We start from the raw sequence: 14625 nt of genomic DNA on the forward strand, positions 1-14625 counted from the left end.
CCATGCGCATCTTGCCCAGCAAGTTAATATTGCTTGGTCTGGCATTGGCGGTAACAACTGTTGCCGCCAATGAATCAAGAACCAAACAAGATTTAACCGAAGTACAACAAGAGCTCAAAAAGAGCCAAAAAGATTATCAGAAACAGAGAGATAAAATTGCATCTCTGCGTGCAAAGCTCAAATCGCAAGAGCTAGACATTGCCAAAAATGCCAAAGCTTTGTCTTTGACTCAACGTGGGATCGCCGAAAATCAGCAGCAGCAATATACATTGCAAAGCGAAGCAAAGAGCTTAGAAAAGAAAAAAGCGCACTTGCAGAAACTATTGGCTGCACAGCTCAAAAGCGCTTACATGACAGGTAACCACGACTACTCAAAAATGCTTTTAAATCAAGAGCAAAGTTCAACTCTAGAGCGTACTATTAGTTACTATGATTATTTCAATAAAGCGCGTATTAATCAGCTTGAAGAATTGAAACTTATCGTTGCTGAGCTAGACAAAAATCAGCAACAATTAAACAAAAAGCAACAAGAACTCAAAGCATTATACGCCCAACAAGAATCGCGTCAGACTGCACTGGTTGCGGGTCAACAAGAACGTCAATCACACCTCAATGAGCTCAACAATGCCCTTGAACAAACTGCTCAAGCCATAGATTACCTAAAAGAAAATGAGCAAACTCTGATAGCGACACTTGAGGAACTCGCCAAAGTACAAGAGCCTAGTGAAATCGTTTTGGATGGATTGGCAAACAGTAAAGGACGCTTACTTTGGCCGAGTAAAGGGCGACTCAGACACCGTTTTGGTCAAAGAAAGCATGCCGGGATGAGCTGGAAAGGCGTGTTGATTCAGGCCGCAGCCGGCACACCTGTGAACAGTATCAAACAAGGCCAAGTCGTTTATGCTGATTGGTTGAATGGCTTTGGCTGGGTCATGGTCGTTGATCATGGTGAAGGCTTTATGAGTTTGTATGGACATACACAGACTTTATTAAAAGATGTGGGGGATTTAGTTAATGCTGGTGAAACAATCGCGCTCGTTGGACAAAGCGGCGGACAATCTCGTTCTGGTCTATACTTCGAAATACGGCATAAAGGAAGCGCTGTCGATCCGGTAAAATGGTGTAAAGCAAGTTAATTGATTAACCCGTGCTGCACCAAAGATTGGAGCAGCACATGAACCGACTTTTTAATCTCGAACATAACGTAGTACGCAATCATTTTGCGTGGTTTATTGTACTGCTTTGGGTTGTCATAGGCTTAAGCTTTGTTACTCCCAGCACTTTTGCCAAGCAACAATTTACCCATGAACAAGTCAATGAAATTCTGTTCCACATTCACGCTTACTATGTCGAAGATGTACCTCTTAGCCATGTTGATAAAAGTAACCTAGAGCAACTATTCACTGAGCTAGACCCCTATTCTAAATTCCTATCAGAGACTGAACTTGAGGCCATTTTTAGCGCAGCGAATGGTCGATATACAGGGATTGGTATTGAGGTTGAAGAAATAGAAAACCGTATCGTTATCGTCAACACATTACCCGGCTCACCTGCCGAGCTTGCAGGTATTGAAGGTGGCGATAAACTAGTCGCAATCAATGCTGAAGATGTCACAAACAAAGACATTGCACATGTCTCAAAATTACTTCAAGAAGCTGAATTTTCTACAATTAAAATTACTGTTGAACGCGCCACACAGCAACTAACATTGGCACTTCGTCGTCAGGAAATTAATTTGGAGAGCGTAACAAGCCTAATGCTCTCCAACGGCAATGGTTACATATCCCTCAATGGCTTTAATAATAATAGCTTTCACGATGTGGCCAGACACCTAAATAAGTTAGCCTCCGAAAATGGCGAACCTTTAGCTGGGTTAGTGATTGACTTAAGAGACAATCCGGGAGGAACGCTTACCAGCGCAGTCGCAATCTCTGACCTGTTTTTAAATGCTGGCACCATAGTGTTCACCAAAGGACGATTTTATGATGCGAATCAGCACTTTAAAGCTCAAAAAGGTGACGTGCTAAATGGTGCGCCTGTTGTCGTCATGATCAATGAAAACTCAGCATCAGCAGCGGAGATACTGGCAGGTGCCCTACAAGACAATCACCGCGCTCTAGTGGTGGGGACTCCCTCGTATGGTAAGGGCTCGGTTCAATCACTGATCCCTATTGGTAACGGCACAACAGCCCTTAAACTGACAACTGCACGCTATTACACGCCTTCTGGACGTTCGATTGAAGGCGTAGGCATTTCGCCTGATATTACACTGACAAAGCAAATGCTTTCACATTTAAGTAAAAGCGTTATAATGACTGGTGAACAAACAACCAGAAATGAACAACTCGTAAGACTTGATTCGCATTTGCTAAAAGCAAAACAGTTACTTAAAAAACACTAGATTTTATAAGTGTCTACACTTCACACAGGCGTAGATAAAAATTGAACAATAAAAAATAATAAGAAGCTCAACTGTGCATAAAATTTTTTGGGGAGTTTTGGTGCTTTGGCTAATCGCATTTCCAAGCGCAGCAAAACAAATTGCCATCGTTATTGATGACGTCGGCAATCATGAAAGAGATCTACAACTGCTGGATTTGCCTGGTCAGTTGTCGTTTTCAATTTTACCCCATACCCCTTATTCTCAACAGTTTGCATTTATGGCCAGTCGTGCCAACAAAGAGTTGTTGCTCCACATTCCCATGCAATCATTACAAGAAAAGGCACTGGGTCCCGGTGCGCTCACTCTAGATATGAATAAATGGCAGCTACAAAGTACGCTTGGACATGCGCTTGCTACCTTACCCCAAGTTAAAGGCGTCAATAATCATATGGGGTCTGCACTCACTCAGTACGTTCAGCCGATGAAGTGGACCATGGAAGTGTTAAAAAAACGCGGTCTATTCTTTCTAGACAGCCGCACGACTGAGCACACACAGGCACAAACCGTTGCTAATTTATATGGTGTTGAAAACATTGGCCGTCATATTTTCCTTGATAACGACCCAACTTATGACGCTTTGGTGCAACAATTACAGGCCCTAAAAAGTAAAGCCGATTCTGAACAATTCGCCATCGCAATTGCACACCCTTACCCTCAAACGGTCGCCTTCCTGAAAGTGGCTTTACCCGAGCTCGTCGCCCAAGGTTATGAATTAGTTCCTGTTTCTCAGTTAGTCGAATCAAAGTATATCCAACTGGCCGAACGTCAACAGCACCAAGCTGAATTCTTGATCCCAACCAGCGATTAGTTTGATCTCGATACATGCATCACACCCAAATGTGCGTTATAACTTAATCATGATCTGTTAAAAGGAAAAGATGATGTTACAAACCGTTGCTGATCTCATGACCGCAGACCCCTTTGCAGTTGACCGAAAATCTTCATTGAAGGACGCGCACGATCTGATGCGTGAAAAGAATATTCGTCATATTCCAGTGATCGATGAACAGGGCATCTTACAGGGTATGTTGACGCAAAAAATTATGATCGCGAAAGTGATGGGGATCATGGCCACATATGGCCCTAATGCATTAGAAAGAAAAGAAAAGTATACAGTCATTGAAGATATTATGGCGACCGACTTCGCCAGTATTCAACCTACTCAAAGTCTTGCTGAAGTGGCTGAGTTTTTCGTCAGTAATCGTCATGGCTGTATGCCCGTCGTAAATGAGCAAAACAAACTGCTTGGAATTTTGACGTCCTCTGATTTTGTTCGTCTAGCTGCGGCACTGCTATCTTGATAGATAAAGAAATGCAGCATAAAACAGGCTGCATTTCTGGTTTTTAGATTAAGCCTTTTCTGCCAGAGTGCGTGCCACGGTGCGCATACCCAACGTGGTTGCCCCAGCGGCCCATTGGCTACCAGCATTGTTTTGGAATGACGCAGCAAGGTCTATATGTACCCAGCCCTTACCCTCATTTGGCACAAAGCGAGATAAGAAGCCCGCCGCATTTGACGCACCACCATAGCCACCGCCTTTTTGCGCACGACTATTTGCCGTATCAGCATACGCTGACGGACAGTTATTTTGGTGCCATTTTTCCAAAGGTAGGGGCCAAGCGGCTTCGAATTCTTCACTGGCGAACTGCTGTACATCAGCAACCAACTCTTTGTCTAAGCCAAATAACGCATTGTACTCTTGCCCCACCGCTACCAATGCCGCACCAGTCAAGGTTGCTGCATCAATGATTAACTCAGCGCCCGTTTCCCCAGCGGCCATTAGTCCATCCGCCAGCACCAAACGCCCTTCAGCGTCAGTATTAACTATCTCTACGGTTGTGCCGTTCTTGTAAGTGAGAATGTCACCCAATTTATAAGCATGACCTGAGATCAAGTTTTCTGCACAACACAGGAATAACTTAATTCGCTTGTTGATACCACGTTGAATGGCCAGAGCTAAACCAGCTGTAACCGTTGCCGCTCCACCCATGTCACACTTCATGCCCAGCATCCCTTCGCTTGGCTTGATAGAGTAACCTCCTGAGTCAAAGGTAATCCCCTTACCAACCAATGCTGCGCTCACTGGTGCATTCACATCACCCGTGGGATTATAATCCAGCTCTAGTAGCACAGGGGGACGCTCACTTCCTCTGCCCACTTCATGAATACCAATCCACTGCTGCTCTAATAGTGCTTTACCTTTAATAATCTGATAGCTCACATGTTCCGGCGCTAGCGATTGAATAAACTCAGCAGCTTTACCCGCTAAACTTTCTGGGTAAATATCCTCAGCGGTGCCGTTGATCATCTGACGCGCCCAAATCGCTGAATTCTGTAACGCGATTAATTCATTCATATCTGACTGGGCATTTTCAACAAAAGTTACACCTGAAAGCTGTTTTGGACTAACAAACCCTTGGTAGAAAGCCCACTGTGACTCTGTGCACCACTGTTCACCTTGCAACTGAACATGTGTGATCCCCTGTTGCGCTAGGGTTCTTGCAGCCTTTTGAATATTTTTTAGCGTTTCATTCTCATTCAAATGAATAGTTGCGCCCATTTGATCAAAAGACAATGATGCGCCAGCCCCCCAATGAGGCGCTGCACTTTGTTCACTCAAACGAACGATAAATTTGTCAGACATAATCCTATATACTCTTGCACTTGTTAGTGTTCTAAAGTGTACACTAGCGCGTAACTAGACCCAACCGAATGCGATCAATTGATGAAATTTATCAGCCCTTTGAATAAAGCCACCCTGCTAAAACGATATAAACGATTCCTTGTAGACCTGCATTGCCAAGAGCTTGGTGAGTTCACAGTCCATTGTGCCAATACAGGAAAGATGACAGGCTGTGCAGACCCAAACTTTAATGCCTACTACTCAACCAGTGACAATCAAAAACGTAAGTACCCACACTCGTTAGAATTAACCCAAAATACCCAAGGTGAACTAATATGTGTCAATACGAATCATGCCAATCAGGTCGCTTATGAAGGTATTGAACAAGGCGTGGTGGATGAAGTTACAGGCTACTCCCGCATACTAAGAGAAGTAAAATATGGCCAAGAAAACAGTCGTATCGACATTATGCTTGAGTCAGACGATAAACCAGCCTGTTACGTCGAGGTAAAGTCCGTTACTTTGCTAGAGGGGGTGCAGGGATATTTCCCAGATGCCCAGACACAACGAGGGCAAAAACACATTCGTGAGCTTATTACCTTAAAACAACAAGGAATACGAGCCGTATTATTGTTTGTGGTCATGCATGAAGGCATCAATAGTGTTGCACCAGCCGCACACATTGACCCTGAATATGCTAGGCTGCTAACACAAGCCTGCGATGCAGGTGTAGAAGTTATAGCGTACAAAGCAGCTATTTCAGAACATGAAATCACCTTAAGTCATCAAGTACCGATTATTATAAGTTGAATTTTTGAAATACGCCCTTATATCGCAGCTCATTAGAATTTCGTCTCTAAGACTGAGATGACACAGTGAATGTCATACTAAAAAATGAAAAAATATTTGCTTAGATGGGGAGATTCTGATATTTATAGCCGCCGGCGCTAGCTGGGGTAATGTATTAAGGATTTAGGAGAATGCTATGCCAGACCAAAAGAGACTGGGGTTATTGGCTCAAGCCGGTTTAGAACCTTATCAGGAAAAACCGGGCGAAGAATACATGAATGACGCACAACGTGCGCATTTTAAAGCAATATTAGAAGCATGGCGTAAAGACCTACGTAACGAAGTAGATCGTACTAAAACGCATATGCAAGATGAAGCGGCAAACTTTCCTGATCCTGTTGACCGTGCAGCACAAGAAGAAGAGTTTTCTCTAGAGCTACGTACGCGCGACCGTGAGCGCAAGCTGATCAAGAAAATTGAAAAAACACTGCAACTTATTGAAGACGATGACTTTGGTTACTGTGAATCATGCGGTATCGAAATTGGCATTCGTCGTTTGGAAGCTCGTCCAACAGCCGACTTATGTGTTGACTGTAAAACACTGGCTGAAATTAAAGAAAAGCAAAACGGCCGAGGCTAATCTCAGCCAGTTATGCTCACCCCAGCATTATCCAATCAAGGGAGCTATCGAGGCCGATTTGCTCCCTCGCCTTCTGGCCCCCTACACTTTGGCTCACTCGTCGCAGCCCTAGGCAGCTTTCTCGCAGCCAAAAGTCAACAAGGCAAGTGGTTAGTACGCATTGAAGACATAGATACCCCCAGAGTTGTTCAAGGCGCTGATAGTGATATTTTACATACACTTGAGGCTTACGGTTTACATTGGGACGAAACCGTCGTTTATCAAAGCCAGCGACATGCTCTTTATCAAGACGTGCAAAATGACCTGCAAAGCCAAGGCTTAGTTTATGCCTGTCAATGTACGCGCAGAGAAATTAAACAACGCGGTGGCTTTTACGACAACCACTGCCGAACACTTAATCTGCCTTTTGCCCACAACGCACTGCGTCTACAACAGAACTTTCCTGTGAATTCCTTTACCGACCAAATCCAAGGACTCGTTAATATTCCAAACAACATTGCTCGGGAAGACTACATTATCAAACGCAGAGATGGACTGTACGCATACCAACTGGTTGTGGTACTTGATGATATCGATCAGCAAATCACGCACGTCGTTCGAGGTGCAGATTTATTAGAACCGACAGCACGTCAACTGGGACTTTTTAAACAGTTACAACACCCTGCGCCTCAGTATGCTCACCTTCCTTTAGTTGTGAGCGAACCAGGACTGAAACTGTCCAAACAAAACCATGCACCAGCAATTAACAAGCAAGACCCTATCCCCGCAACACTTGCAGCCTTACGATTTTTAGGACTTACTCCCCCACCAGAGGCTGAGTTTGCCAGTATAGTAGACGTCCTAAACTGGGCTATCGAATCATTTTCACTACACAAGATATCAAAAGTAACAGAAAAACCACTGAGTGATGCATATTGATACAACAATATTTGGAGCCGTAACTTAATTTTTTGCTGTCACTGGTATATTATAGCGAACCTTGTAGGTTCGCCTGCGTTATGAACGATTTCTGGCATATACACTGTTTTAGGAGACGGGTTATTATTTCTAAGCTATTTAAATTTTGCAGGCAATTGGTTGGCCAAAATAATTCACAGGCAGCGCCAATAACCTGCACTGAGCCAAATTTGATCCCGCGTAGTGAACACAGTATTTCGCGCAAACAATTTAGCCCAAATGCAATCAAAGTACTCTATCGTCTAAAAGATGGCGGTTACGATGCCTATTTGGTAGGTGGTTGTATTCGAGATATCTTGTTAGGCATCGAACCTAAAGACTTTGATGTTGTGACTAACGCGACACCGGAGCAAGTTAAAAAGTTATTTCGTAACTGCCGCTTAATCGGTCGCCGATTTAGGTTGGCACATATTGTTTTTGGTCGCGAGATTATCGAAGTCGCTACTATGCGTGGCCACCACCTAGGCCAAGACGGCAAAAATCCGATCAGTCAATCCAGTGAACATGGACAACTTCTCAGAGACAACGTGTATGGCACAATTGAAGAGGATGCTGAACGCCGTGACTTCTCTATCAATGCGCTCTATTACTCGGTTAAAGATTTTACTATTCATGATTTTGCCAATGGCATGCAGGCCATCAAAGAACGTAAGATTGAACTGATAGGTGACCCTGAAACGCGTTATCGTGAAGATCCCGTTCGTATGCTACGCGCCGTGCGCTTTGCTACCAAATTGGATATGCATATTGCACCAGCAACCAAAGCCCCAATAAAAGAGCTGGCTGGATTGCTAAGCAATATTCCTGCTGCACGATTATTTGAAGAAACTTTGAAACTTTTTTTAAATGGTAAAGCCGAGCAGAACTTTCATATGCTGCGTGAGTTTGGCCTGTTTAAACAGCTTTTCCCTGCGTTAGATGAAATCATCGAACAAAGTGAAACAGGCTTTGAACAACGTTTTATCGCACAAATGTTTGCAAATACAGACCTACGTATTAACGCAGATAAGAAAGTCACTCCCGCATTTGTATACGCGGCGTTACTTTGGTTTCCATTGTTAAAACGAAGCGAGCAACTGCAACAACAACAGCAGCTACCGGTATTTGATGCCTTTGCTCAGGCAATGAATCAGGTGCTTGGTGAAAATGCTCAGCATATTGCCGTGCCTAAACGTTTTACACTGGGTGCGAGAGATATCTGGCATATTCAAATGCGTCTAGACAAACGTAGTGGACAACGCGCTTATCGCCTTAGCCAACAGCCTCGATTTAAAGCCGCTTATGACTTTTTATTGTTACGTGTTGAAAGTGGAGAGCAAGAACAACAAGCGCTGGCTGATTGGTGGACCAACTATTTACAGCAAGATATCAATGGTCAAAAAGAAATGGTTCGCACGCTATCTTCTCAAGATTCTGGAAAACCTAGACGTCGTCATCGTAGAAAACCAAAGAAGAAGTCACCTGAATAATGGAAACAGTTTTTATTGGCTTAGGTGCAAACCTTAACGATCCGACGTCACAGCTAAGAAATGCGCTCCGCGCGCTGGAGACTTTGCCCAAAAGCCATTTAGTGTGTAGCTCACGCTTGTACGGTTCAAAGCCGATGGGTCCTCAGGACCAACCCGATTATATTAATGGGGTCGCGTGTATACATACAGAGCTTACACCTGAGGCCCTGTTAGATGCGCTACAAACCATAGAGCTGGAACAAGGTCGCGTGCGTAAAGACGAGCGCTGGGGTCCAAGGACTCTCGACTTAGATATTTTACTTTTTGGTAATGAAGTGATCCAAACTCCGCGTTTAACCGTGCCACATTATGGATTATGTGACAGAGAGTTTGTGGTTTATCCGTTGTTAGAAATCGCGCCTGAGTTAGTGCTACCCAACGGTATGAAATTAGCAGATATCTGTACACAATTACCTTTAAACGACTTAACCCCAATAGAATAATAAACACATTCCATCAAGAGGACTGAAATGGCTAAAGTAACCGTATCGACACTGGCAAAAATGAAACGAGAGCACAATAAAATCACCGCGCTAACCGCCTATGATGCGAGCTTTGCGAAGTTATTTGATGATAATGGTGTTGACGTTGTATTGGTTGGTGACTCATTAGGAATGGTACTTCAAGGTGCAGATGATACATTGGCTGTAACCAATAGCGATATCGCGTACCACACTCGTTGTGTTAGAGCAGGAAGTAAAGAGCTATTCGTTGTCGCTGATATGCCGTTTATGACTTATGCCAATCCTACACAAGCTTGTGAAAACGCTGCGGAACTGATGAGAGCTGGTGCCAATATGGTGAAACTTGAAGGCGGTGAATGGTTATTAGACAGTATTAAGGCTCTCACCCAACAAGGGATCCCTGTTTGTGGACATTTAGGTCTTACTCCTCAGTCTGTGCACGTTTTTGGTGGCTTTAAAATCCAAGGCCGTGGTGATGAACAAGCAGAGCGAATGATTGCGGATGCCAAGGCGCTTGAAAAGGCAGGTGCCCAGTTACTGGTGGTTGAATGTATCCCTGCAACCCTAGCTAAACGTATCTCACAAGCATTAACTATTCCAGTCATTGGGATTGGCGCAGGCAAAGACACCGATGGACAAATTTTGGTGATGCATGATTTAGTCGGTATTTCAGCAGGCTATATTCCTAAGTTTTCAAAGAACTTTTTAGCCGAAACAGGCAATATGCCAGATGCGGTTAAAAAATACTGCCAAGACGTTAAGTCTGGCGCTTTCCCAACTTCTGAACATGAGTTTAATTAATGCAATCCGTTTCTGAAATTAAATCATTACGTAGTCAAATTAAGGCGTGGCGACAACAAGGCTTGAGTATTGCATTTGTGCCAACTATGGGAAACCTGCACAACGGCCATTTTTCTTTGGTTGAAAAAGCGAAAACCCTAGCAGATAAAGTTGTAGTGAGCATCTTTGTCAATCCGATGCAATTTGGTGCATCAGAGGATTTAGACAGCTACCCAAGAACATTGGATGAAGATAAAAGAGGTTTGGCTAACTTTGGTGCCGATTTGGTCTTCACACCCAGTGTCGAAGCGATTTATCCAAATGGCTTGGAAGCGCAAAGTTATGTAGACGTCCCTGGTGTCTCTATGGGTTATTGTGGTGGCGCTCGTCCAGGACACTTCAAAGGCGTTGCCACGGTCGTTACTAAACTATTCAATATGGTCCAACCGGACTTTGCCTGCTTTGGTGAAAAAGACTATCAGCAACTGCAAGTGATCAAAACGATGGTCCGAGATCTATCTATTCCGATCGAAATAGTGGGTGTTCCTACACAGCGCGAAGTAAGCGGATTAGCGATGAGTTCTCGTAATGGATATTTAACCAGTGATGAAAAAGATACCGCAAAGATCCTGTTTCAAACTCTTAGCAATGCCGCTAAAACGCTTGAATCTGGTAATAAAGATTTTGCTGAAATTGAGCAACAAGCGAAAACAAATTTGCTTGAAAATGGCTTAACTCCTGATTACTTTGCAATCGCCAATGCCATCACCCTAAAACCTGCTAAACTGGATGATCAACAACTTGTCATACTAGCGGCTGCATTTTTAGGTAAAGTAAGACTTATTGATAATTTGCAGGTCAGCCTTTAAAAAAGGAAATGCCATGAAGGTACTCTCTGCTGTTATAACGCTGCTACTAGTCAGCGGCTGTCAAACGAACACCTCTGCTGAGCTCAATGCATGTGCTCAGCAAAACTTTCAATGCGAAGCACAGTGCGAACGTGCAGCCCCCAAAGGCAGCTTATCCGCTCAAGTTTGCAGTGGTGAATGTACCGATGAATTTAATCGCTGTAAATCCCAAATAGAGCAACTTACCAAGCGAAATAATGTGTTATAAATTCAAATCCAACAGCTGCTATTGAGTCACTGTTTCGGATTTAATGGCATCACCATCGTCAGTCTTTAAAGATACAAAAACGGCCCCTCTAGAGGGGCCGTTCTATATGAGCACATCCTCAGTCTACATCAGACTGCAATGAGCTAATTTATAGCAGTCCTAACTTCTTAAGTTCTGCAGTAGCCATGTTAGAAGATAGCGGAACATAGCCATCTTTTTCTACGATCTTCTGACCATCTTGTGACAACACCATTTTCAAAAACTCAGCTTCAATCGGTGCTAACGGCTTATTTGGATGCTTATTTACGTATAAGTATAAAAAGCGTGAAAGTGGGTACTTACCTTGAGCAACATTCTCTAAGGTTGCATCAACATAGTTAGTGCCTTTTTTCGCTAGCGGTACAGTACGTACACCAGACGTTTTATAACCAATACCCGAGTAACCAATCGCATTTACTGATGATGAGATTGATTGTACAACAGACGCAGAACCAGGCTGTTCATTTACGTTGTTACGGAAGTCACCTTTACAAAGGGCTTTCTTTTTAAAATAACCGTATGTACCTGACACTGAGTTACGACCATATAGCTGTACGTCTTTCGCCGCCCAGTCACCCGTCAAGCCAACATCACTCCAACGAGTCACTTCTTCTGTTGCACCACATTTACGTGTTGAAGAGAAAATCGCATCAACCTGATCGATACGTAAGCCTTCAATTGGGTTATCTTTGTGTACAAATACAGCAAGGGCATCGATTGCTACACGTACTTCTGTAGGCTTATATCCATAACGTTTTTCAAATGCTTCGATTTCTTTAGATTTCATTTTACGGCTCATAGGGCCGAAGTTTGCAGTTGCTTCAGTTAATGCTGGTGGCGCAGTTGAAGAACCCGCTGCTTGAATTTGGATATTTACATTTGGGTAGATACGTTTATATTCTTCCGCCCAAAACGTCATCATATTTGCAAGCGTATCTGACCCCACAGAAGAGAAGTTACCTGAGATCCCGCTGGTTTTATTGTACTCTGGAAGGTTTTTATCCAACGCAGAAACTTGTGTTGAAACTAAGGTTGTTACAGCCACACCCATTGCGGCAACTAAGCTTTTAAATTTCATTGGGGTTACTCCAATTGTTCGTCCCAGTTAAATAACGCAGACTATTTTGCAGTCATTCAATGACAGAAAAATTACTCTTAAATGACACTTTTGTGACTTTCACTGGTTGTCATAAAAACCAGTTTGTTTTTGGGAAATGCAAATGAAAAACATGACCCTTCACCCAAAGTACTTGATATTTCGAGCGCAGAATCATGACGCGTAAGAACATGCTTGGTAATAGCAAGGCCTAAACCGGAACCTCCAGTTTTACGACTACGCGCTTTATCTACCCGATAAAAACGCTCAGTGAGTCGATGAATATGCTCAGGTGCAATGCCATCGCCATTATCGATCACTGAAAATCTTGGCTTTCCATCTTTATCATATTGCCAGTTCACCTCAACATGACCGTTCGATTTGGTGTAATGAATAGCATTAAAAACCAAATTGGAGAATGCACTTCGCAGTTCATCGGCTGAACCAACAATATCCAGTGACGCGTCCACATTGAAGGTAAGTTGATGATGCTTCTCTTGATTGAGCGATTTCGCTTCCGTTTCGATCAACGACAGCATCGCAGGCACATCCACAGGTTTATCTTTGTCTTGCTTACGAGCGCTCTCTATACGTGATAATGACAACAATTGGTTCACCAAGCTATCCATACGCTTGCACTGTTCAATCATCGTAAAATGGGCTTTATTCCACATATGTGGCGGTGGTAGATTGTCACTGTCGAGCATTTCGAGATAGCCGGTGACAACTGTCAAAGGTGTTCTTAGCTCATGTGATACGTTCGCGACAAAGTCTTTACGCATTTGCTCCAACTGCTTTAATCGTGTGATGTCACGCACTACCATCATTAATTGCTCAGCATAGGGCATCACCCTGAATTCCAGCACTTGCTCACTAACATGTCCAGAATCGAGCTCAAGTGGCTCATCAAACTTTTGGCCTTGCATGTATTTTACGAATTTCGGATCGCGAATTAAATTATCTAAACGCTGCCCATGGTCCGTAGGCCACTGCAAACCAAGCACCTTTAGCGCTAATTGGTTGCACCAAACTATGCTTAAATCTTGCTGTAATACCACCACGGCATCTGGCACAGCCTCCGCACCTTCACGAAAGCGACGGATTAATTCGGCCAACTCGTTGCGTTTTTTTCGGTTTCGGTGTTGTAAGTGGTAGATCCCTTCAAAGATCTGCTCCCATGCCCCATCCCCTTCAGGTGGGTTAAAACTACGTTGGTTGAGCAACCAGTCACTGAGACGATATAGCTGGTGGTAATGCCACAATAACAAAGATATGGAACCAATGAATAGCAGAACGAAGGGGGCTCCGATCAGAATACCAATCAAAGTTAAAGGCAAAAAATACAAAAACAGGCGTTTAAACAACGCCTGTTTATTTATCACTCGGTACATATATGATGGTATCCCAACACTACTACGCTAACGTATTTATAGCTTGCTAGAAAAACGATAGCCAGCTCCACGTACCGTTTGTACTAACCTATCGTGACCCAATGGTGCAATAGCTTTACGCAAACGACGGATATGTACATCCACCGTTCTATCTTCAACGTATACATTAGTGCCCCAAACATGATCTAGTAATTGCTCACGACTGTATACGCGCTCAGGGTGGGTCATAAAAAAGTGTAATAATCGAAACTCGGTTGGTCCCATATCAAGTTCACTGCCGGCAGATGTTACTCGGTGTGAAATTGGATCTAAGCGCAAGCCATGCACTTCAATCGCCTCTTCTAGTGATGTTGGTGATACACGACGGATCACCGCTTTGATCCTTGCCATCAATTCTTTCGGAGAGAAAGGCTTAGTAACATAATCATCTGCGCCAACTTCTAATCCCTTAACTTTGTCTTCTTCTTCTCCACGAGCAGTCAACATGATGATGGGGATCTGACGTGTATATTCGCTTTGCTTAAATTTTTTAGCAATTTGAATACCACTGCCACCAGGTAGCATCCAGTCAAGTAACACCATATCAGGGTATGGTTCTACCATCGCGGCTATCGCCGAATCATAATCCTCAGCTTCAATTGCTTGAAAACCATTTTGCTCTAAAACAAATACCAGCATTTCTCTGATAGGTGCTTCATCATCAACTACAAGTACTTTACGTGACATCCCAATGTTCTCTTTCATTACCGAAGTTGTTGTCATTATTATGACTTAGTGT

16 protein-coding genes are annotated in these 14625 nt (G+C 43.5%); 12 read left to right on the top strand and 4 right to left on the bottom strand.

Annotation, left to right across the window (positions count from 1 at the left end; all coding sequences use genetic code 11):
- Window positions 1-2 precede the first annotated feature (2 nt).
- The 4 genes from C2M32_RS15655 to C2M32_RS15670 all read left to right on the top strand — a co-directional run bounded on the left by C2M32_RS15655 (window position 3) and on the right by C2M32_RS15670 (window position 3744).
- Window positions 3-1136: a murein hydrolase activator EnvC family protein gene (locus C2M32_RS15655; protein WP_105169221.1), complete on the top strand. Its 1134-nt coding sequence runs from the start codon at window positions 3-5 to the stop codon at window positions 1134-1136.
- Window positions 1137-1174: 38 nt separating this feature from the next.
- Window positions 1175-2401 carry a S41 family peptidase gene (locus C2M32_RS15660; protein ID WP_105169222.1) on the top strand — a complete coding sequence of 409 codons (1227 nt, stop codon included), beginning with the start codon at window positions 1175-1177 and terminating at the stop codon, window positions 2399-2401.
- 97 nt (window positions 2402-2498) lie between these two features.
- Window positions 2499-3251 (top strand): divergent polysaccharide deacetylase family protein, encoded by a 753-nt coding sequence (locus C2M32_RS15665; RefSeq protein ID WP_234401319.1) that lies wholly within the window; start codon window positions 2499-2501, stop codon window positions 3249-3251.
- 73 nt (window positions 3252-3324) lie between these two features.
- On the top strand, window positions 3325-3744 hold the full coding sequence (locus tag C2M32_RS15670) for a CBS domain-containing protein (protein ID WP_105169223.1): 420 nt from the start codon (window positions 3325-3327) through the stop codon (window positions 3742-3744).
- A gap of 48 nt (window positions 3745-3792) precedes the next feature.
- Here the strand turns inward: C2M32_RS15670 and pepB are convergent, their stop codons facing one another.
- Window positions 3793-5088 carry an aminopeptidase PepB gene (gene pepB / locus C2M32_RS15675; RefSeq protein ID WP_105169224.1) on the bottom strand — a complete coding sequence of 432 codons (1296 nt, stop codon included), beginning with the start codon at window positions 5086-5088 and terminating at the stop codon, window positions 3793-3795.
- Between the two features lie 81 nt (window positions 5089-5169).
- On the opposite strand from pepB, the gene sfsA reads away from it, so the two are divergent.
- The 8 genes from sfsA to C2M32_RS15715 all read left to right on the top strand — a co-directional run bounded on the left by sfsA (window position 5170) and on the right by C2M32_RS15715 (window position 11321).
- The gene (gene sfsA, locus C2M32_RS15680) at window positions 5170-5877 is read left to right on the top strand and encodes a DNA/RNA nuclease SfsA (protein WP_105169225.1); all 708 of its coding nucleotides are present in this window, start codon (window positions 5170-5172) and stop codon (window positions 5875-5877) included.
- 175 nt (window positions 5878-6052) lie between these two features.
- A complete protein-coding gene (gene dksA / locus C2M32_RS15685; RefSeq protein WP_070985806.1) occupies window positions 6053-6496 on the top strand; it encodes an RNA polymerase-binding protein DksA in 444 nt (147 codons plus the stop codon).
- A 12-nt stretch (window positions 6497-6508) separates the two neighbouring features.
- Window positions 6509-7414, top strand: coding sequence for a tRNA glutamyl-Q(34) synthetase GluQRS (gene gluQRS / locus C2M32_RS15690; RefSeq protein ID WP_105169226.1), 906 nt, complete (start codon window positions 6509-6511; stop codon window positions 7412-7414).
- 209 nt (window positions 7415-7623) lie between these two features.
- The gene (gene pcnB, locus C2M32_RS15695) at window positions 7624-8922 is read left to right on the top strand and encodes a polynucleotide adenylyltransferase PcnB (protein ID WP_234401312.1); all 1299 of its coding nucleotides are present in this window, start codon (window positions 7624-7626) and stop codon (window positions 8920-8922) included.
- Window positions 8922-9404, top strand: a complete 483-nt coding sequence (folK, locus tag C2M32_RS15700; protein WP_105169228.1) for a 2-amino-4-hydroxy-6-hydroxymethyldihydropteridine diphosphokinase — start codon at window positions 8922-8924, stop codon at window positions 9402-9404. Before pcnB ends, folK begins: the two co-directional genes overlap by 1 nt.
- 27 nt (window positions 9405-9431) lie before the next feature.
- Entirely contained in the window at window positions 9432-10226 is a 795-nt protein-coding gene (panB, locus tag C2M32_RS15705; RefSeq protein ID WP_105169229.1) for a 3-methyl-2-oxobutanoate hydroxymethyltransferase, read from the top strand.
- Window positions 10226-11074, top strand: coding sequence for a pantoate--beta-alanine ligase (gene panC / locus C2M32_RS15710; RefSeq protein WP_105169230.1), 849 nt, complete (start codon window positions 10226-10228; stop codon window positions 11072-11074). The genes panB and panC overlap by 1 nt, the downstream gene beginning before the upstream one ends.
- A gap of 13 nt (window positions 11075-11087) precedes the next feature.
- Entirely contained in the window at window positions 11088-11321 is a 234-nt protein-coding gene (locus tag C2M32_RS15715; protein ID WP_105169231.1) for a hypothetical protein, read from the top strand.
- Window positions 11322-11469: 148 nt separating this feature from the next.
- Here the strand turns inward: C2M32_RS15715 and C2M32_RS15720 are convergent, their stop codons facing one another.
- From C2M32_RS15720 to phoB, 3 genes are all read right to left on the bottom strand, one after another.
- Window positions 11470-12438 (bottom strand): PstS family phosphate ABC transporter substrate-binding protein, encoded by a 969-nt coding sequence (locus C2M32_RS15720; protein ID WP_105169232.1) that lies wholly within the window; start codon window positions 12436-12438, stop codon window positions 11470-11472.
- A 77-nt stretch (window positions 12439-12515) separates the two neighbouring features.
- Window positions 12516-13847 carry a phosphate regulon sensor histidine kinase PhoR gene (gene phoR, locus C2M32_RS15725; protein WP_105169233.1) on the bottom strand — a complete coding sequence of 444 codons (1332 nt, stop codon included), beginning with the start codon at window positions 13845-13847 and terminating at the stop codon, window positions 12516-12518.
- Between the two features lie 36 nt (window positions 13848-13883).
- Complete coding sequence (gene phoB, locus C2M32_RS15730; protein ID WP_070985814.1) at window positions 13884-14573, bottom strand: phosphate regulon transcriptional regulator PhoB; 690 nt, start codon at window positions 14571-14573, stop codon at window positions 13884-13886.
- Window positions 14574-14625: the final 52 nt, after the last annotated feature.

Source organism: Pseudoalteromonas sp. T1lg23B (genome assembly GCF_002964665.1).
GTDB lineage: Bacteria > Pseudomonadota > Gammaproteobacteria > Enterobacterales > Alteromonadaceae > Pseudoalteromonas.